At 75.1% G+C, this 20584-nt stretch carries 2 protein-coding genes and 1 pseudogene; all 3 read right to left on the reverse strand.

Going from position 1 to position 20584, the window contains the following annotated elements; genetic code table 11:
- Positions 1-32 precede the first annotated feature (32 nt).
- Positions 33-11207 carry a type I polyketide synthase gene (locus tag MID12_RS00520; RefSeq protein WP_263164101.1) on the reverse strand — a complete coding sequence of 3725 codons (11175 nt, stop codon included), beginning with the start codon at positions 11205-11207 and terminating at the stop codon, positions 33-35.
- Between the two features lie 67 nt (positions 11208-11274).
- Entirely contained in the window at positions 11275-16209 is a 4935-nt protein-coding gene (locus tag MID12_RS00525) for a type I polyketide synthase (RefSeq protein WP_263164104.1), read from the reverse strand.
- 42 nt (positions 16210-16251) lie between these two features.
- Positions 16252-20547 (reverse strand): annotated as a pseudogene (locus tag MID12_RS00530) (type I polyketide synthase); the annotation flags it as partial.
- Between the last annotated feature and the right edge of the window lie 37 nt (positions 20548-20584).

Here is a 20584-nt window from a genome sequence, read left to right on the forward strand (position 1 = left end):
CTCATGGCTTGGTTCTCCGCTCCACGGGCGCGTCAGGAGTTGCTGTTGTCGAGGGCCAGCGAGACGAGGGCGTCGACGTCCATCTCGGCGATCGCCGCGGCCTGCTGCGGTTGCTGCGCGGCCGTCTCGCCGACCGGGGCGGCGCCGAGCTCGAGGAGCGCGTCGAGGAGTCCGGCCTCCCGCAGCCGCCGCACCGGAACGCTCGACAGGACGCGCCGGATCTGCTGCTCGTCGGCCTCCTCGGAGCCGGTGCCGGTGTCCTGGGCGCCGGCGGCCTCGGGGGCCAGTTCGGTGCGCAGGTGGTCGACGAGTTCGCCCGGGGAGGGGAAGTCGAAGATCAGGGTGGCGGGCAGCCGGAGCCCGGTGGCGCTGTTCAGGCGGTTGCGCAGTTCGACCGCGGTCAGCGAGTCGAAGCCGATGTCCTTGAAGGCGCGGTCGGCCTCGACGGTACGCGGGTCGGTGATGCCGAGCACCGCGCAGACGTGGGTGCGGACCAGGTCGAGGAGGATCTCGGCGGCCTGGGCGGCGGTGCGCCCGGCGAGGCGGCCGAGCAGTTCCTCGGGCTCGGAGGCCGCGGCGGCGGCCTGGGCGCTGCGCCGCACCGGGGTGCGGACCAGGGCCCGGTAGAGCGCGGGTACCGCGCCGCCGCTCTGGCCGCCGAGCGAGGCCGGGTCGAGCCGTACGGGCACGTACAGGGCCTCGTCGAGCCGGGCGGCGGCGTCGAAGAGGGCGAGGCCGGTCTCCGGGGTGAGCGGGGTGACGCCGCCGCGGGTCATCCGCGCCACGTCGGTCTCGGCGAGGTCGGCGGTCATGCCGCCCGCCGGTTCCCACATGCCCCAGGCCAGCGAGCGGGCGGGCAGCCCCTGGGCGCGGCGGTGGTGGGCCAGGGCGTCCAGGAAGGCGTTGGCGGCGGCGTAGTTGGCCTGGCCGGAGTTGCCGGAGACGCCCGCGGCGGAGGAGTAGAGGACGAAGTCGGTCAGCTCCAGGTCGCGGGTCAGCTCGTGCAGGTTGAGGGCGGCGTCCGCCTTGGGCCGCAGTACGGCGGCGAGGCGTTCGGCGTCCAGGGAGCCGAGGACGCCGTCGTCGACGATGCCCGCGGTGTGCACGACGGCGCGCAGCGGGCGCTCGGCGGGGATGTCGGCCAGCACCGCGGCCAGCCGCTCCCGGTCCGCCGCGTCGCAGGCGACGACCTGGGCCGTACCGCACAACTCGGCGATCTCGGCGACCAGTTCGGCCGCGCCGGGGGCCTCGGGTCCGCGCCGCCCGGCGAGCACCAGGTGGCGTACGCCGTGTGCGGTGACCAGGTGGCGGGCGAGCAGGGCGCCGAGGGTGCCGGTGCCGCCGGTGATCAGGACGGTGCCCTCGGGGTCCCAGCGCTGCGGGACGGTGAGCACGATCTTGCCGATGTGCTGGGCGCGGCTCATCAGGCGGAAGGCCTCGGGGGCGCGCCGGATGTCCCAGCTGCGGACCGGCAGCGGGGTGAGGTCGCCGGAGTCGAAGAGCGCGGCGAGTTCGGCGAGCATCTCGCCGGTGCGCTCGGGTCCGGCCTCGGCGAGGTCGAAGGCCCGGTAGAGGGCGCCGCCGTGGTCGCGGGCGATCTGCTCGGGGTCGCGGATGTCGGTCTTGCCCATCTCGATGAAGCGGCCGCCCTTGGCCAGCAGGCGCAGCGAGGCGTCGACGAGTTCGCCGCTGAGCGAGTCGAGGACGACGTCCATGCCCTTGCCGTCGGAGGAGGCGTAGAAGTACTCCTCGAAGTCGGCGTCGCGGGAGGAGGCGATGTGCGCCTCGTCGAGTCCGGCGGCGCGCAGCGCGTCCCACTTGCCCTTGCTGGCGGTGGCGAAGACCTCGGCGCCGAGGTGCTGGGCGAGCTGCACGGCGGCCATGCCGACACCGCCCGCGGCGGCGTGGACGAGCACCTTCTCGCCCCGCTTGAGGTCCGCGAGGTCGCGCAGCGCGTAGGCGGCGGTGAGGAAGGCGGCCGGTACCGAGGCGGCGCGCTCGAAGGTCCAGCCCGCCGGGATCCGGGCGACCATGCGGTGGTCGGCGACGGCGAGCGGCCCGAAGGCGTGCGGGATCATGCCCATGACGCGGTCGCCGACGGCGAGCGAGGTGACGCCGGGGCCGGTCTCGGTGACCACGCCCGCGGCCTCGCTGCCGAGGAAGGCCTCCCCCGGGTACATGCCGAGGGCGATCATCACATCGCGGAAGTTGAGTCCGGCGGCGTGCACGGCGATCCGTACGGTGTTCTCGGCGAGCGGTGCCTCCGCCTCCGGGCGGGGCAGCAGGCCGAGGTTGTCCAGGGTGCCGCGGGCCCGGGTGTCCAGGGTCCAGGCGGCCTCCTCGGGCAGCGTCAGGGAGCCCGATCCGGCGGTGGTCACCAGGCGCGGGACGAGCAGCGTCTCGCCGCGCAATGCGGCCCCGGGCTCGTCCACCTCGGCGGTCGCGGCGAGGGCGCCGGGCAGCGCGGCGGCGGGCGCCTCGGCCTTTGGGTCGAGGTCGAGCAGGACCAGGCGGCCGGGGTTCTCGGTCTGCGCGGAGCGGACCAGGCCCCAGGCGGGGGCGTGCGCGAGGTCGGTGACGTCCTCGCCGGTGCGGGTGGCGACGGCGCCGCGGGTGAGGACCGCGAGCCGGACGTCCTCCAAGGAGGTGTCGGCGAACCAGTCCTTGAGGTGGCCGAGGAGGCGGGCGGTGGACTCCCGTACGGCGTCCGCACCGGCCTCCTGCCCTCCGGTCTGCGGGCCGAGCGGGAGGAGCACGGTGTCCGGCAGCGGGTCGCCCGCGGTGAGCGCGGCCTTCATGGCGGCGACATCGGGGTACGAGGCGGCCGCGCCCGCGGTGCGCAGGGTGTCCGCGAGGCCGGGGGTGTCGGCGCCGAGGACCGCCCAGGTGCCCGCGGCGGCCGTGGTGGGGGCCGGTACGGGGACCCAGTCGAGACGGAACAGGCCCTCGGCCTCGCCCGCGGACTGCTGGAGCGAGGCGGTGGCGACCGGGCGCAGGACCAGGGAGTCGAGGGTGGCGACGGGGTGGCCCGCGGTGTCGGTGGCGGTCACCGCGATGGTGTCCGTACCGGCCTTGGCGATGCGCACCCGCAGCGCCGAGGCACCCGCGGCGTGCAGGTGGACCCCGTTGAAGAGGAAGGGCAGCCGTGCCTCGCCGGTCTGCTCGACGAAGTCGCCGAGGCGCATGCCGTGCAGGGCGGCGTCGAGCAGGGCGGGGTGCAGTACGTACTTGCCCGCCTGGGCCTGCTGCGGTTCGGGCAGCACGACCTCGGCGAAGACCTCGCCGCTCTCCGGGTGCTTCCAGGCCGCGGTCAGGCCCTGGAAGGAGGGGCCGAAGCCGTAGCCGACCTCGGCGGCACCGGCGTAGAAGTCGCCGACGTCGAGGGCCTCGGCGCCGGGCGGCGGCCAGGCGCCGAGCCCGGGGGCCGACTCCCCTGCGGCGGGGGCGAGTTCACCGCTGGCGTGCCGGGTCCAGGGGCGTCCGGCGGCGTTCTCCGGCCGGGAGTGGACGGCCACCGGGCGGCGGCCCGCGCTGTCGGCCTCGCCGACGCGCACCTGGATCTGGACGCCGCCGCGCTCGGGCAGCGGCAGCGGGGCCTCCAGGGTGAGTTCCTCCAGGCGGCCGGTCCCCGCCTCGTCACCGGCCCGTACGGCGAGCTCGACGAAGGCGGTGCCGGGCAGGATGACGGTGCCGGCGACCGCGTGGTCGGCGAGCCAGGGCTGGGTCTCCGGGGAGAGCCTGCCGGTGAACAACAGGCCCGCGCCGTCGGCGAGTTCGGTGGCGGCGCCGAGCAGGGGGTGCCCGGCGTCGGTGAGTCCGAGGCCGCTCGCGTCGGCGGCGCCCGCGGTGCGCGGCTCGGGCCAGAAGCGCTCGTGCTGGAAGGCGTAGGTGGGCAGGTCGACGCGGCGGGCCGCGCGGCCCTCGTACAGTCCGCTCCAGTCGACGTCGACGCCGTGCGCCCAGGCCTGGGCGAGGGCGCCGAGGAAGGCCTCGGGCTCGGGGCGGTCCTTGCGCAGGGCGGGCACCAGCAGCGGGGCGGGGCCGCCGTCCTCGACGCACTCCTGGGCCATGGCGGTGAGCACGCCGCCGGGGCCCAGCTCGATCAGGGTGTTGGCGCCGAGCCCGAAGACGGTGCGGACGCCGTCGGCGAAGCGGACCGCCTCGCGTACGTGCCGGACCCAGTAGTCGGCGCCGAACTCGGTGAGCTGCTCGCCGGTGAGGTTGGAGACCACCGGCAGGGTGGGCGCCTGGTAGGTCAACTGCTCGGCCACGCGCCGGAATTCGGCGAGCATCGGCTCCATGAGCGGCGAGTGGAAGGCGTGCGAGACGGTCAGTTCGCGGGTCTTGCGGCCCTGCTCGGCGAGCCGGGCGGCGACCTCCCGGGCGGCCTCGGCCTCGCCGGAGATCACCACCGAAGCAGGCCCGTTGACGGCGGCGACCGAGACGCGGTCCGCCACCTCGGCGAGCAGCGGCAGGACCTCCTCCTCCGTGGCGCGCAGCGAGATCATCACGCCGCCCGCCGGGAGTTCCTGCATCAGGCGACCGCGGGCGGCGACCAGGGCGCAGGCGTCGGCCAGGGAGAGCACCCCGGCGGCATGGGCGGCCGCGATCTCGCCGATGGAGTGGCCGACCAGGACCCCGGGCCGTACGCCGAGGGCGGCCAGCTGGCGGAAGAGGGCCACTTCGAGGGTGAAGAGCGCGGGCTGGGTGTAGCGGGTGGCGTCCAGGAGCGCGGCGTCCTCGGTGCCCTCCTCGGCGAAGAGGAGGGTGCGCAGCGGACGGTCGAGGTGGCGGTCGAACTCCGCGCAGAGTTCGTCCAGGGCCTCGGCGAACACCGGGAAGGCGGCGTGCAGTTGGCGGCCCGCGCCGGGGCGCTGGCTGCCCTGCCCGGAGAAGAGGAAGGCGGTCTTCGCGGGCTTGGCGGTGCCGGAGACGACGCCCGGTGCGGGGCTGCCCTCGGCGAGCGCGGTCAGCGCGGTGAGCAGGCCCTCGCGGTCCTCGGCGAGCACCGCGCCGCGGGTCTCCAGGGCCGCGCGGGTGGTGGTGAGCGAGTACGCGAGGTCGGTGGCGTCCAGGGTCCCGTCGGCGGCGAAGAAGTCGCGCAGGCGGGCGGCCTGGGCGCGCAGTCCCGGGGTGCCGCGGCCGGAGAGCAGCCAGGGCAGCGGCAGCCGGGGTGCCTCGGCCGCGGGCCGGGGCTCGGCGGGCGCCGGTGCGGGGGCCTGCTCCAGGACGAGGTGGGCGTTGGTGCCGCTGCCGCCGAAGGAGGAGACGGCGGCGCGGCGGGGGCGGCCGGTCTCGGGCCAGTCGCGGGACTCGGCGAGGAGTTCCACCGCCCCGGAGTTCCAGTCGACCTCGGTGCTGGGGTTGTCGATGTGCAGGGTGCGCGGGACGATGCCGTGCCGCATCGCCATCACCATCTTGATGACGCCCGCGACGCCCGAAGCGGCTTGCGCGTGGCCCATGTTGGACTTCACCGAGCCGAGCAGCAGCGGGCTCTGCGCGCTGTGGTCCTGCCCGTAGGTGGCGAGCAGCGCCTGCGCCTCGATGGGGTCGCCGAGGGTGGTGCCGGTGCCGTGCGCCTCGACCACGTCGACCTGGTCGCCGGTGAGGCCGGCGTTGGCGAGGGCCTGGCGGATGACGCGCTGCTGGGCGGGGCCGTTGGGGGCGGTCAGCCCGTTGGAGGCGCCGTCCTGGTTGGTGGCCGAGCCGCGGATGACGGCGAGGACCTGGTGGCCGTTGCGCTCGGCGTCCGAGAGGCGTTCCAGGAGCAGCACGCCGACGCCCTCGGACCAGCCGGTGCCGTCCGCCTCCTCGGCGAAGGACTTGCAGCGGCCGTCCGGGGAGAGTCCGCGCTGCTGGCTGAAGCCGATGAAGACGCCGGGCGAGCACATCACCATCGCGCCGCCCGCCAGCGCCATCGAGCACTCCCCGCTACGCAGCGCCTGCGCGGCGAGGTGCAGGGCGACCAGGGAGGAGGAGCACATGGTGTCGACGGTGACCGCGGGCCCTTCGAGGCCGAAGGTGTAGGCGACGCGGCCGGAGACGACGGCGGCGGAGGCGCCGAAGAGCATGTGCCCCTCGGAGCCCTCGGGCATCTCCATGCCCTCGCCGTAGCCGGGGTATCCGGCGCCGATGAACACGCCGGTGCTGCTGCCCTTGAGGGTCTCCGGGTCGATCCCGGCGCGCTCGAAGGTCTCCCAGGAGGTCTCCAGGAGGAGCCGCTGCTGCGGGTCCATGGTGAGCGCCTCGCGCGGCGAGATCCCGAAGAAGCCGGGGTCGAAACGGGTGGCGCTGTCGACGAATCCGCCCTCGCGCACATAGCTGGTGCCGAGCGCGTCCGGGTCCGGGTCGTAGAGCGAGCCCAGGTCCCAGCCGCGGTCGGTGGGGAAGCCGGAGATGGCGTCGCGGCCCTCGGCGACCAGCTGCCACAGGTCCTCGGGCGAGAGCACCCCGCCCGGGTAGCGGCAGCTCATGGCGACGATGGCGAGGGGTTCGTCGGTGGCGGTGTTGGAGGTCCCGGCCCGCTCGGCGGACCGGTCGGGGGTGCCGAGGACCTCGGCGCGGACGAAGCGGGCCAGCGCCGTCGGGGTGGGGTGGTCGAAGACCAGGGTGGCGGGGAGGGTGAGACCGGTGGCCGTGGTCAGGCGGTTGCGCAGGTCGACGGCGGTCAGCGAGTCGAAGCCGAAGTCCTTGAAGGCGCGGTCGGGGGCGACGGCGTCCAGGGTGGTGTGCCCGAGGACCGCGGCGGCCTCGGTGCGCACCAGGTCCAGGGTGATCTCCTCGCGCTCGGCCTCGGTGGCACCGGCCAGGCGCTCGGCGAACTCGGAGGCGTAGGTGCCCTCCTGGCCCTCACCGGGCTGTGCGGCGCGCAGTGCCTCGCGGGCCTCGGGGACGCCGTCGAGCAGGGGGCTCGGGCGGCCGGAGGTGAAGCCGGGGGCGAAGCGGGCCCAGTCGACGTCGGCGACGGCGAGGAAGGTCTCCTCGTGGTCGACGGCGCGCAGCAGGGCGGTGAGCGCGGTCGCGGGCTCCATCTCCAGGACGCCGCGCTTGGCCATGTAGGCGCGGGCGCCCTCGGTGTCCATGATCCCGCCGCCGCCCCAGGCGCCCCAGGCCAGCGAGGTGGCCCGCAGTCCGCGGGCGCGGCGCTGCTCGGCGAGGGCGTCGAGGTGGGCGTTGGCGGCGGCGTAGGCGGTGTGGCCCGCGGCGCCCCAGACCCCGGAGTTGGAGGAGAAGAGCACGAAGGCGTCGAGCGGGGTGTCCCCGAGCAGGGCGTCGAGGTGCTCGGCGCCGCGCACCTTGCCCGCGGTGACCTCGGCGAACTCCTCGGGGGTGAGCGCGTCGAAGGGGGTGGACTGGGGGACGCCCGCCGCGTGCAGGACGGCGGTCAGCGGGGCGTCCTCGGGCACCGAGGCCAGCGCGGCGGCCAGCGCCTCGCGGTCGGCGGCGTCGCAGGCGACGACCGTGGCGCGGGCGCCCAACTCGCCGAGTTCGCGGATGAGTTCGGCGGCGCCGGGCGCCTGGGGACCGCGGCGGCTGGTGAGCAGCAGGTGGGGGGCGCCGAGCGAGGCGAGCCTGCGGGCGGCGTGGGCGCCCACTCCCCCGGTGCCGCCGGTGATCAGGACGGTGCCGCGCGGCCGCCATTCGTGGCCGCTCTCGCGGTCGGCGAGCCGGGCGCGGACCAGCCTGCGTCCGTAGAGCCCGGTGTCGCGTACCGCGATCTGGTCCTCCTCGCCGCTCGCGGCGAGGGCCTGGACGAAGCGGGTGAGGGCCCGCTCGTCGGGTGCGGCGGGCAGGTCGATCAGGCCGCCCCAGGTGCGGGGCGCCTCCAGGGCGAGGACGCGGCCGAGGCCCCAGACCTGGGCCTGGGCGGGGGTGGCGGGCGCGTCGCCGCGGACGGCGGAGACGGCGCCCCGGGTGGCGCACCACAGGGGGGCGGTGAGTCCCGCGTCGGCCAGGGCCTGGGCCAGGGTGAGGGTGAGCAGGGCCGGGTCCTCGGCGGCGAGGCCGGTGAGGGAGAGCACGCCCGCGAGGGGGGTGCCGGCCAGGGCGCCGAGGGTCTCGGCGAGGGCGGTGCGGTCGGCGGTCGCGGCGGGCAGCGTCAGGGTGTCGGCGCCGTGCCGCTCCAGGGCCCCGGCGCAGGAGGCGGCGAGAGCGTCCGCGTCCTCGGGGACGACGAGCAGCCAGGTGCCGTCGAGCCGGGCCTGCCCCGGGTCGCCGAGCCGGGTGAACTCGACGCGGTAGCGCCAGCGGTCGATCTCGGCGCCCTCGCGGCGGCGCCGGCGCCAGGAGGCGAGGGCGGGAAGCAGCCTGCTCAGGCCGTGGTCGCCGTCCTCGTCGACGTCCAGGGTCCCGGCGAGTTCCTCCAGGTCCTCGCGCTCGACGGCGTCCCAGAAGCGGGCCTCGATCTCGTCGGCGGGCAGCCCGCCCGCGCTCTCGGCGGCGGGGTCGGACTCCAGCCAGTAGCGCTCCTGCTGGAAGGCGTAGGTGGGGAGTTCGACGGTACGGGTGCCGGGGCCGCCGAGGAGGCGCGGCCAGTCGACGGGGGCGCCGCGGGTCCAGGCCTCGGCGAGCGAGGTGAGGAAGCGCCCGGGGCCGCCCTCCTCGCGGCGCAGGCTGCCGAGGGTCGCGGCGGGCTGCCCGGCGTCGTCGAGGGTCTCCTGCACGCCGACGGTCAGCACCGGGTGCGCGCTCGCCTCGATGAAGAGCCCGTGGCCCTCGGTGAGCAGGGTGCGTACGGCGTCCTCGAAGCGGACGGTGTTGCGCAGGTTGGTGTACCAGTACGCGGCGTCCAGCTCGGTGCCGGTGACGAACTCGCCGGTGACGGTGGAGAGGAAGGGCACCCCGGTGCGGCCCGGCCGGATCCCGTCGAGGGCGGTGAGGACCTGCTCGCGGATGGTCTCGACCTGGGGGCCGTGCGAGGCGTAGTCGACGTTGATGCGGCGGGCGCGCACCCCGTCCCGCTCGCAGGCGGCGAGGAGTTCGTCCAGGGCGCCCGGTTCGCCGGAGACCACGGTGGACTGCGGGCCGTTGACGGAGGCGACGGCGAGGCGTTCGCCCCAGGCCGCGATACGGGTGGTGACCTCGGCGGCGGGGGCCGCAACCGAGACCATGCCGCCCTTGCCCGCGAGCGCGAGCAGCGCCTTGGCCCGCAGCGCCGAGACCTTCGCGGCGTCACCGAGCGACAGCGCACCGGAGACGGCCGCGGCGGCGATCTCGCCCTGCGAGTGGCCGATGACCGCGGCGGGACGCACCCCCGAGGCGCGCCAGAGTTCGGCGAGGGAGACCATCACGGCCCACAGCGCGGGCTGCACGACATCCACCCGGTCGAAGCCCGGAGCACCGTCCGCCTGCCGCAGCACATCCAGCAGCGACCAGTCCACGTACGGGGCCAGCGCCTCGGCGCACTCCCGCAACCGCGCCGCGAACACCGGCGAGGAATCCAGGAGTTCGACCGCCATACCCGGCCACTGCGAACCCTGACCGGGGAAGACGAAGACGACTCCGGCGCCGGGCAGGGTGGTGCCCTGGACCACGGCCGGGCTGGAGGTGCCGTCGGCGAGGGCGGTCAGGCCGGAGGTGAGGGCGGCGCGGTCCGCGGCGACCACGGCGCCGCGCTGCTCCAGGGCGGCACGGGTGGTGGCCAGCGAGAGCGCGATGTCGGCGGGCGCGGCCTCGGAGGCGGTGGCGAAGCCGTGCAGCCGGTCGGCCTGGGCGCGCAGGGCGCCGGGGTTCTTGCCGGAGACCAGCCAGGGAAGCAGCCGGGTGTCCAGGACGCGCGGGGCGGGCTCGGCGGCCGGGGCCTCGGGGGCGGGCTCGGCGGGGGTGTCCTGTTCGAGGATGACGTGGGCGTTGGTGCCGCCGACGCCGAAGGCGGAGACGCCCGCGCGGCGGGGGGCGTCCTCGCGCCGCTCCCAGGGGGTGTCCTCCTGGAGCAGCCGGACGGTGCCCGCGGACCAGTCGATCTTGGTGCTGGGGCTGTCGGCGTGCAGAGTCCTGGGCAGGACGCCGTGGCGCATGGCCATGATCATCTTCATCACGCCGGCCATGCCCGCGGCGGCCTGGGTGTGGCCGATGTTCGACTTCACCGAGCCGAGCCAGAGCGGGCGTTCGGGCGCGCGGCCCTTGCCGTAGGTGGCGATGAGGGCCTGGGCCTCGATGGGGTCGCCGAGGGTGGTGCCGGTGCCGTGCGCCTCGACCGCGTCGATCTCGGCGGCCTCCAGGCGGGCGTTGGCGAGCGCCTGCTTGATGACGCGGCGCTGGGAGGGGCCGTTGGGCGCGGTGAGGCCGTTGCTCGCGCCGTCCTGGTTGACGGCGGAGCCGCGGATCACGGCCAGGACCTCGTGCCCGTTGCGGCGGGCGTCGGAGAGCCGCTCCAGGAGGAGAACGCCGACGCCCTCCGCGAAGCCGGTGCCGTCCGCGGTGTCCCCGAAGGCCTTGCAGCGGCCGTCGGAGGCGAGCCCGCGCTGGCGGCTGAACTCGACGAAGAGCCCCGGCGTGGACATCACGGTGACGCCCGCGGCCAGGGCGAGCCCGCACTCGTTCTGCCGCAGCGCCTGCACCGCGAGGTGCAGGGCCACGAGCGAGGAGGAGCAGGCGGTGTCGACGGTGACCGCGGGGCCTTCGAGGCCGAAGGTGTAGGCGAGGCGGCCGGAGACCACGGCCGCCGCGCTGCCGGTGCCGAGGTAGCCCTCGACGCCCTCCGGGACCTCCTCCAGGTCGCCGCCGTAGCTGGAGGAGGAGGCGCCGACGAAGACGCCGGTGCTGCTGCCCTTCAGCGAGTGCGGGTCGATACCGGCCCGCTCCAGGACCTCCCAGGCGGTCTCCAGGAGCAGCCGCTGCTGCGGGTCCATGGCCAGCGCCTCACGCGGCGAGATCCCGAAGAGCTGGGCGTCGAACTGCGGGACCTCCTGAAGGAATCCGCCCTGCTGGGTGTACGAGGTCCCGGCCCGGTCCGGGTCCGGGTCGTACAGCGCCTCCAGGTCCCAGCCGCGGTCCTCGGGGAAGCCGGAGATGCCCTCCCGGCCCTCGGCGACCAGGTCCCACAGCTCTTCCGGGCTCGCGACCTCGCCGGGGAAGCGGCAGGCCATGCGCACCACGGCGACCGGCTCCGGCTCTTCCAGCTCCCGTACCCGCCTGCGCGCGTTGCGCAGGTCGGTGGTGGCCCGCTTCAGATATTCGCGGAGCTTGTCTTCATTGGTGTTGCTCAACTCAGTCACCTACCGGAAACAGGACCGGGCACGGGAAGCGGAAGGCCGAAGCGGCGCCGTTCATGGGTTATTTCGTTTCGAGTTCGTCGTCGAGCAGGCCGAACAGCTCGTCGTCGGAGGCCGCGTCCACATCGCTCTCGCCCTGGTTCCCGCCCTTGCCGGTCCAGGTGGACAGCAGTGCCTGGAGGCGGCCGGTGATGGCCGCGCGGGCCTCCGGGTCCTCCGGGGCGGAGCCCAGTACGGCTTCCAGGCGCCCGATCTCGTCGAGCACCGGCTCCACCCCGCCGCTCTCGCCGAGGAGTTCGGTCCGGAGCTCGGCGGCGAGTTCGGCGGGCGTCGGGTGGTCGAAGACGAGGGTGGAGGGCAGGCTGAGGCCGGTGGCGGCGCCGAGCCGGTTGCGCAGTTCGACGGCGCTCAGCGAGTCGAAGCCGAGTTCCCTGAAGGGCCGGTCGGGTCCGACGGCGGCGAGGGCGCCCTCGCCCGTGCTGCCGTGGCCGAGGACGGAGGCGGCCTGCTTGCGGACCAGTTCGAGCAGGACGCGCTCCTGCTCGGACGGCGGCTGCGCCTGCAGCCGGGCGAGCAGGGCCTCGGGGGCGCCGGCGCTCTCCTCGGCGGCGGACTCGGCCTCGGCCTGCGCGGCGGCCACCTTGGCGGCGGCCTCCGGCACCATCTCGAACAGCGGGCTGTTCCGCTCGGTGTTGGTGCCGAGCGAGAAGCTGTCCCAGCGGATGTCGATGAGGACCGGGTTGGTCTCCTCGTGGTCCAGGGCCTGCTGGAGCGCGGCGGTGGCCTGCTCGGGCGGCAGCTCCCAGACGCCCTGGGTGCGGGCCCGCTCGCCGACGCCGTTGTCGGCCATGCCGCTGCCCTCCCAGGTGCCCCAGACCACCGAGGTGGCGGGCAGCCCCTGGGCGCGCCGCTGCTCGGCGAGGGCGTCCAGGAAGGTGTTGCCGGGCGTGTAGTTGCCGAGGCCCGCGGAGCCGTAGGAGGCGCCGAAGGAGGAGAAGAGCACGAAGGCGGTCAGCCCGGCGTCGGCGGTGAGTTCGGCGAGGTGCTGGGCGCCGCGCGCCTTGACCTGGAAGGTGCGCTCCAGGCGGTCCGGGGTGAGGGTGTCGACCATGCCGTCGTCGAGGACGGCGGCGGTGTGGAAGACGGAGGTCAGCGGCGTCTCGGCGGGGATCGCCGCGAGCACCCCGGCGAGCGCCTCGCGGTCCGAGACGTCGGCGGCGGCGAGGGTCACGCGGGCGCCCAGCTCTTCGAGTTCGGCGGTGAGTTCGGCGGCGCCGGGGGCGTCCGCGCCGCTGCGGCTGACCAGGAGCAGGTGCTCGGCGCCGCTGCGGGCCAGCCAGCGGGCGGTGTGGGCGCCGAGGCCGCCGGTGCCGCCGGTGACCAGGGCGGTGCCCTCGGGCTTCCATTCGCGGGCCGGGGCGGTGTCCCCGAGGGGCGCGCGGACCAGCCTGCGGACCAGGATGTCCCAGGAGCGGATGGCGAGTTGGTCCTCGTCGCCGGGTTCGGTGAGCACCCGGGCGAGCCGGGTCCAGGCCTTCTCGTCCACCTGCTGCGGCAGGTCGACGATGCCGCCCCACAGCCGCGGGTGCTCCTGCACCAGGACGCGGGCCAGGCCCCAGACGGCGGCCTGCACCGGGCTGGTGACGGCGTCCGTGTCGCCGATCGAGACGGCGCCCTGGGTCAGCGACCACACCGGCGCGTCGAACTCGGCGAGTTCGCGGACCTGGAGGACGGCCTGCACCAGGGTGACCGTGCCCGCGAGGCCGAGCGGCAGCGCCTCGTACTCGGGGTGCGGGCGCTCGTCGAGGGAGAGCAGCGAGAGCACACCGGTGATCTCGGTGCCCTCGGTCAGCGTCTCGTGGATCTGCTGGGCCAGGGTGTAGCGGTCCGCGGCGTCGATCTCGACCGTGATGCGGATGCTCTGGGCGCCGTGCTCCTTGAGCTGCCGCGCCGCGGCCTCGGCGAGGTCCTCGGCCTGCCCCTCGGGTTCGATGATGAGCCAGGTGCCGGTGAGGGCGGGCTCGGCGGTCTCGGCGACGGTCCACACAGTGCGGTAGCGCCAGGAGTCCATGACGGACTTTTCCCTTCGGGTACGCCGCCAGTCGGTCAGGGCGGGCAGTACGGAGCCGATCGGCTGGTCGGCGGCGAGGTCGAGGCCGTCGAGCGCGGAGAGGTCGCCGTTCTCGACGGCGGCCCAGAAGGCGGCGTCCACCTCGTCGACAGGGCCGCCGGGGGCGGTGCCGCTCGCGGCGGCCGCGCTCTCGTCCTCCAGCCAGTAACTGCGGTGCTGGAAGGCGTAGGTGGGCAGCGGGACGCGGCGTACCGGGCGGTCGCGGTAGACGGCCGCCCAGTCGGGGGCGGCGCCGTGCGCCCAGGCCTCGCCGAGCGAGCTGAGGAAGCGCAGCGGGCCGCCCTCCTCGCGGCGCAGGGTGCCGAGGGTGACCGCCGAGGAGCCGAGCTCGTCGATGGTCTCCTGCACCCCGATGGTGAGCACCGGGTGGGCGCTGGACTCCACGAAGAGGCCGTGCCCGGAGGCGAGCAGGGCGCGGACGCCCTCCTCGAAGCGGACGGTGGTGCGCAGGTTGGTGAACCAGTACTCGGCGTCCAGCTCGGTGCCCGTCACCGGCAGGGCGGTGACCGTGGAGAAGAAGGGCACCTCGGCCGTGCGCGGGGTGATCCCGGCGAGGGCGCCGAGCACCTCCTCGCGGATGGACTCCACCTGGGCCGAGTGCGAGGCGTAGTCGACGTTGATGCGGCGGGCGCGCACCCCGTCCCGCTCGCAGGCGGCCAACAGCTCGTCCAGGGCGCCCGGTTCACCGGAGACCACGGTCGAGCGGGGGCCGTTGACCGAGGCGAGCGAGAGGCGCTCACCCCAGGCCTCGATACGGGTGGTGACCTCGGCGGCGGGGGCCGCGACCGAGACCATGCCGCCCTTGCCCGCGAGCGCGAGCAGCGCCTTGGCCCGCAGCGCCGAGACCTTCGCGGCGTCCTCGAGCGACAGCGCACCGGAGACGGCGGCCGCGGCGATCTCGCCCTGGGAGTGGCCGAGCACCGCCGCCGGGCGGATGCCGTTGGCGCGCCAGAGTTCGGCGAGGGAGACCATCACGGCCCACAGCGCGGGCTGCACGACATCCACCCGGTCGAAGCCCGGAGCACCGTCCGCCTGCCGCAGCACATCCAGCAGCGACCAGTCCACGTACGGGGCCAGCGCCTCGGCACACTCCTGCAACCGCGCCGCGAACACCGGCGAGGAGTCCAGGAGTTCGACCGCCATACCCGGCCACTGCGAACCCTGGCCGGGGAAGACGAAGACGGGGCGGTCGGCGCCGGGGACGGCCTGGCTGCCGAGGTCGTCGCCGTCGGCGAGGGCCTGCAGACCGGAGAGGAAGGAGGCGTGGTCCGGCGCCGCGACCGCGGCCCTGACCGGGTGCGCGGTACGGGTGGTGGCCAGCGACCAGCCGGTGGAGGCGAGGTCGGCGCCCTCGCGGACGTGGTCGAGCAGCCGGGCGGCCTGGGCGCGCAGCGCGGCCTCGGTGCGCCCGGAGAGGGTCCACAGGGCGGGGCCGCCCGCGTCCTCGGCCGGGGTGTCCGCCGGCTCCTCGGCGGCCGGGGCCTCTTCGAGGATGACGTGGGCGTTGGTGCCGCTGACGCCGAAGGAGGAGACACCGGCCCGGCGCGGATCGGCGCCCGGGGCCCAGTCCCGCGCCTCGGTGAGCAGCTTGACCGCGCCGCTGGACCAGTCGATGTGCGGGGAGCTCTCCTCGGCGTGCAGGGTGCGCGGCAGCTGTCCGTGCCGCAGCGCCTGCACCATCTTGATGACCCCGGCGATGCCCGCGACCGGTCCGCCGTGGCCGATGTTCGACTTCACCGAGCCGAGCCACAGCGGCGCCTCGGCGCTCTTCTCCTTGCCGTACGTGGCGAGCAGGGCCTGCGCCTCGATGGGGTCGCCGAGGGTGGTGCCGGTGCCGTGCGCCTCGACCGCGTCGACCTGGGCCGCGGTGAGCCGGGCGTTGGCGAGGGCGCGGCGGATGACCTCCTGCTGGGCGGGCTCGCTGGGCGCGGTGAGTCCGTTGCTGGCGCCGTCCTGGTTGAGGGCGGAGCCGCGGATCACGGCGAGGACCTGGTGCCCGTTGCGCTGCGCGTCGGAGAGGCGCTCCACGAGGAGGACGCCCGCGCCCTCGGACCAGGTGGTGCCGTCGGCGCCCGCGCCGAAGGCCTTGCAGCGGCCGTCGGGGGCCAGCGCCCGCTGGCGGCTGAACTCGACGAAGGCGGCGGGGCTCGCCATCACGGCGACCCCGGCCGCGAGCGCCAGGTCGCACTCGCCCTGGCGCAGCGCCTGGACCGCCAGGTGCAGGGCGACCAGACCGGAGGAGCAGGCGGTGTCCACGGTGACGGCGGGACCGGCCAGGCCGAAGGTGTAGGCGATGCGGCCGGACAGCACGGAGGACATGGTGCCGGTGCCGATGTAGCCCTCGGTGCCCTCCGGGAGCGCGTCCAGGCGGGAGGCGTAGTCGGAGGCGACGGCGCCCACGAAGACCCCGGTCTGCGTCGACTTCAGCGACAGGGGGTCGAAGCCGCCGCGTTCCAGGGTCTCCCAGGCGGTCTCCAGGAAGAGCCGCTGCTGCGGGTCCATCGCGGCGGCCTCGCGGGGCGAGATGCCGAACAGCTCGGGGTCGAAGAGGGTGGCGTCGTCGAGGAAGCCGCCCTCGCGGACGTAGGTGGTGCCCGGCTTGTCGGGGTCCGGGTCGTAGAGGTTCTCCACGTCCCAGCCGCGGTCGGTGGGGAAGGTGCTGATCGCGTCGGTGCCGGAGGCGATCAGCTGCCAGAAGCCCTCGGGGTCGGTGACGCCGCCGGGGAAGCGGCAGGCCATCGAGACGATGGCGAGCGGCTCGTGGCCGGCGTTCTCCACCTCGCGCAGCTGCTGGCGGGTCTGGCTGAGGTCGGTGGTGACGCGCTTGAGGTACTCGCGGAGCTTCGCTTCGTTGCTCGTCGACATGCTGTCGAGTTCTCCTTGTGGATACGGGGCTGGAGGAGCAGGTCAGGAAGCTCCCAGTTCCTTGTCGATCAGGTCGAAGATCTCGTCGTCGGACACCGAGTCGAGGGCGCCGGACTCGATCACACCCCCGGAACCGGAGCCGGAGCGCTCCCGCCACCGCCACAGCAGGGCCTCCAGGCGGCCGACGACCGCCTCGCGGTCCTCGCCCTCGGGGGCCTCGGCCGACAGGGCCGCTTCGAGGGCGGCGAACTCGCGGGCCACCGGGCCCTCCGCGGCGCCCACGGTGCCGAGCTGGTCGAGCAGGTGCTGGGCGAGGGCCAGCGGGGTGGGGTGGCTGAAGACGAGCGTCGCGGGCAGGCTCAGGCCGGTGGCGGCGGTGAGCCGGTTGCGCAGCTCGACCGCGGTGAGCGAGTCGAAGCCGAGGTCGCGGAAGGCGCGTTCGGCCTCCACGGTCTCGCTCTCGCCGTGCCCGAGCACCGCGGCGACCCGGCTGCGCACCAGGTCGGTCAGCGCGCGCTCCTGCTCCTCGGGGCCCATCGCGGCGAGCCGGGCGGTGAAGGACTCGGCCTCGGCGTCGTCCTGCCCGGCCGCCGCGCGGCGCAGCGGGGCGCCCGGCAGGACGGCCGCGGCGGTGCCTCCGGCAACCGCGTCCGCGAGGGCCCTCAGCTCGGCGCCGGAGACCAGCCGGGAGGCGAAGGAGTCGACGGTGGCGACCGGACGCCCGGTCACATCGGCGACCACGAGGGCCACTTCCTCGGGGCCGACCGGCTTGAGGTGGACGCGCACCCGGGTGGCACCGGCCGCGTACAGGCGCAGCCCCGTGAAGGCGTACGGCAGCCAGGCCGTGCCCTCCTCCGCCTCCGGCCCGCTGACCGCGAGCGCGTGGAGCGCCGAGTCGAGCAGGGCCGGGTGGAGGCCGAACCGGCCTGCGTCTTCCTGCTGCTCCGCTGGCAGCGTCACCTCGGCGAACACACCGCCACCGTCGCCCGCGAGCCAGACGTCGGCCAACCCCTGAAAGACCGGGCCGTACCCGTACCCCTGCTGGTGCAGCCCCTCATAGAAGCCGTCGAGGTCGACCCGCTCGGCGCCGCTCGGCGGCCAGGCGGTCAGTTCGGTGCCGCCCTCGGGGCTGTCCGAGCGCTCCAGGCGGCCGTGGGCGTGCCGGGTCCACTCGCCCGCGTCCCCGGCGCTCTCGGGCCGCCCGTAGACGGTGACGGCGCGTCCCGTGTCGCTCTCCGGACCGACCACCACCTGCACCTGGACGGCGCCCTCGGCGGGGATCACCATCGGGGTCTCCAGGGCGAGTTCGGTGAGCCGGTCGCAGCCGGCCTCGTCGCCCGCGCGCACCGCGAGCTCGACGAAGGCGCCGCCCGGCAGCACCCGCACCCCGGAGACCACGTGGTCGCCGAGCCAGGGGTGGGTGCGCAGCGAGAGCCGCCCGGTCAGCACGGTCTGGTTGCCCTCGGCGAGCCGGACCGCGGCGCCGAGCAGGGGGTGGTCGGTGGCGCCGAGCCCCGCCGCGGTGACATCGGCGGCGGCCGCGGCGGCGACATCCAGCCAGTACCGCTGCCGCTGGAAGGCGTACGTGGGCAGGTCGGCGCCGGAGGCCTCGTGCCCGGCGTAGACCAGGCGCCAGTCGACCGCGGCACCGTGCGCCCAGGCCTCCGCGAGGGAGGCGAGCAGCCGGTCGGGGCCGCCCTCCTCGCGGCGCAGGGTGCCCTGCGAGGTGGCGGCGGCACCGGCGGCGTCGATGCTCTCCTGCACGCCCACGGTGAGCACCGGGTGCGCGCTGGCCTCCAGGAACAGGCTGTGCCCCGAGGCCAGCAACTGCCGTACGGCGTCCTCGAATCGGACCGTGTTGCGCAGATTGCGGTACCAGTACTCGGCGTCCAGCTCGGTGCCGGTCACGAACTCACCGGTCACCGTGGAGAGGAACGGCACCTCGGCGGTGCGTGGCTGAATACCGTCCAGGAGGCCGAGCACCTCCTCGCGGATCTGCTCGACCTGGGGGCCGTGCGAGGCGTAGTCCACATTGATCCGCCGGGCCCGCACCCCCTCCGCCTCACAGGCCGCCATCAGCTCGTCGAGGGCTTCGGGATCACCCGAAACCACCGTCGACTGCGGACCGTTCACCGAAGCGAGCGCAAGCCGCTCACCCCAGGCCGAAATCCGCTCCCGTACGGAACCGGCCGCATCCGCTACCGAGACCATCCCGCCCTTACCCGCCAGCGCCAGCAACGCCCGCGCCCGCAACGCCGAAACCTTCGCCGCATCCGACAGGGACAACGCACCGGACACCGCCGCAGCCGCGATCTCACCCTGCGAGTGACCGATCACCGCGGCCGGGGCGACACCCGCCGCACGCCACACCTCGGCAAGCGACACCATCACGGCCCAGAGCGCGGGCTGCACCACATCGACGCGATCGAAGCCGGGGGCACCCTCGGTCTGCCGCAGGACATCCACCAGGGACCAGTCCACGAAGGGGTCCAGCGCCTCCGCGCACTCCCCCAGACGAGCCGCGAACACCGGCGAGGAATCAAGCAGTTCGACCGCCATCCCCGCCCACTGCGAACCCTGACCCGGGAAGACGAAGACGGACTTGCCGCCCTGGTCGCGGCCCTGGAGCGCGCCGGCGGCGAGGTCGCCCTCGGCGAGGGCCGCCAGGCCGCGGAGGGTGTCCTCGTGGCCGGGGGCGGCGACGGCGGCGCGGTGGTCGAAGGCGGACCGCGAGGTGGCCAGGGCGACACCGGTGGCGGTGGCGTCGAGGTCGCCGGTGGCCGCGTACCGGCGGAGCCGTTCGGCCTGCCCGCGCAGGGCCTTGGCGGTCCGTCCGGAGAGCAGCCAGGGCACCGTGGTGCCGAGCCGGGACAGGAGCGCCGGGGCCGCCTCGCCGCTGGCGGGGTCCGCGGCGGGGTCGCTCGCCTCGGCGCCCTCGGCCGGGGCCTCCGTCGCCGGGGCCTCTTCGAGGATGACGTGGGCGTTGGTGCCGCTGATGCCGAAGGCCGAGACACCGGCGCGGCGGGGGCGGCCGGTGCGGGGCCAGTCGCGGGCCTCGGTGAGGAGTTCGACGGCGCCGGAGTCCCAGTCGATCTTCGGCGAGGGCGCGTCCACGTGCAGGGTCTGCGGGAGCAGGCCGTTGCGCATGGCCATGACCATCTTCATGACGCTGGCGACACCCGAGGCGGCCGAGGTGTGGCCGATGTTCGACTTCAGCGAGCCGAGCCAGAGCGGCTGCCCCTCCGGCCGGTTCTGGCCGTAGGTGGCGAGCAGGGCCTGCGCCTCGATGGGGTCGCCGAGGGTGGTGCCGGTGCCGTGGCCCTCGACCGCGTCGACCTCGGCGGCGGGCACCCGGGCGTTGGCGAGGGCCTGCCGGATGACGCGTACCTGGGAGGGGCCGTTGGGGGCGGTGAGGCCGTTGGAGGCGCCGTCCTGGTTGACGGCGGAGCCGCGCAGCACGGCGAGGATCCGGCGGCCCGCGCGCTGGGCGTCGGAGAGGCGCTCCATGACGACGATCCCGGCGCCCTCCGAGGGCCCGAAGCCGTCGGCCGCGGCGGCGAAGGCCTTGCAGCGGCCGTCCGGGGCGAGCGCCCGCTGACGGCTGAACTCGATGAACCCGGCCTGGTTGGACATCACGGTGACGCCGCCCGCCAGGGCCATGGAGCACTCCCCCGCCCGCAGCGCCTGCGCGGCCATGTGCATGGCGACGAGCGAGGAGGAGCAGGCGGTGTCGATGGTGACCGCCGGGCCTTCGAGACCGAGGGAGTACGAGAGCCGGCCCGACATGACGCTGGCGAGGTTGCCGGTGCCGATGTAGCCCTCGACCTCCTCGGGCACCTCGGTCATGCCCGAGGTGTAGTCCATGGCGCTGAAGCCGACGAAGGTGCCGGTGGCGCTGCCGGTCAGGCTCAGCGGGGCGATGCCCGCGCGCTCCACGGCCTCCCAGCCGGTCTCCAGGAGCAGCCGCTGCTGCGGGTCCATGGCGAGCGCCTCACGCGGGTTGATCCCGAAGAAGTCGGCGTCGAACTCGTCCACGTCGTAGAGGAAGGCGCCCTCCCGTACGTAGTTGCTGCCGGGGACGTCGGGGTCCGCGCTGTAGCGGGACTCGATGTCCCAGCCGCGGTTGCCGGGGAAGGCGCCCACCGCGTCCTGGCCCTTGGCCACCAGGTCCCACAGCGCCTCGGGAGAGTCGGCGTCGCCGGGGTAGCGGCAGGCCATGCCGACGAGGGCGATGGGCTCGTGCTCCGCCGCCTGGACGGCCTGCAGGCGCTTGCGGGTCTGCTGCAGATCGGCCGTGGCCCGCTTGAGGTATTCGAGCAGTTTCTCTTCGTTGTTCGCGTGGTTCGCCATGGTCGAGATCTCCGTGAGGCCGCGT

Source organism: Streptomyces sp. SCSIO ZS0520 (assembly GCF_025643355.1).
GTDB classification, from domain to species: Bacteria; Actinomycetota; Actinomycetes; order Streptomycetales; family Streptomycetaceae; genus Streptomyces; species Streptomyces physcomitrii.

Bases quoted from the DNA above. Each gene is read 5' to 3' on its own strand.
- MID12_RS00525 (WP_263164104.1), bottom strand. From the start codon at position 16,209: ATGTCGACGAGCAACGAAGCGAAGCTCCGCGAGTACCTCAAGCGCGTC.